The following is a 547-nucleotide window of genomic DNA, read 5'->3' on the forward strand; positions in this document are numbered from 1 at the left end:
CGCAGCCCCGCCGCGCCGACGCGCGCGGCGCGGGCGCGGCGGGCGAGGCGCGCGACACGCTGCGCCTCGAGTCGCTCCCCTGGCCGGTCGACAGCGCGCAGGCCGTGCGCCGCGCGGCGCTGGCGCGGCAGGGCGCCTCGTCGCTGCAGCTCCCGATGCGCGTGACCGGGTACGCGCCCGGCGCATCGCGCGTGCGCGTCGGGCTGGCGGCCGACGTCGAGCCGCGCGTCGTGCTGCTGTGCGCCAGCGGGGAGGCGACGCTGCACCCGAACGGCGTGACGGTGGTCGAGCGCCGCTACACCGCGGCGCGCGGGCCGGGGCGTTGAGCGCGACGCGAGGCCGCGCGCCGTGATGCCGCGCGCGCTGCTGCGGCTGGCGGTCCTGCTCTGCCTCGCGGCGGCGGCGCCGGCGCTGGCGTCGCTGGCCGGCGAGTACCCCGGCTTCGCCCGCGCCGGCGCGCGCGTCGCGCTCGCGGGGCCGCTCCCTCTCGCGCTGCTCGCGTGGCTGCACCTCGCGCTGCTGGACCGCGCGACGCGCCCGTCGGTCG

At 82.1% G+C, this 547-nt stretch carries 2 protein-coding genes; both read left to right on the forward strand.

Annotated elements, in window-relative coordinates:
• Window positions 1–326, forward strand: a 326-nt coding sequence (locus PYV61_RS26470; RefSeq protein WP_275836882.1) for a hypothetical protein, incomplete at its 5' end; no start/stop codon positions are given.
• Window positions 327–351: 25 nt separating this feature from the next.
• Window positions 352–547 (forward strand): hypothetical protein (locus PYV61_RS26475; RefSeq protein ID WP_275836883.1); only part of this gene is annotated, 196 nt, incomplete at its 3' end.

This window comes from Roseisolibacter sp. H3M3-2, from assembly GCF_029211165.1.
In the GTDB taxonomy this organism is placed as follows: Bacteria; Gemmatimonadota; Gemmatimonadetes; order Gemmatimonadales; family Gemmatimonadaceae; genus Roseisolibacter.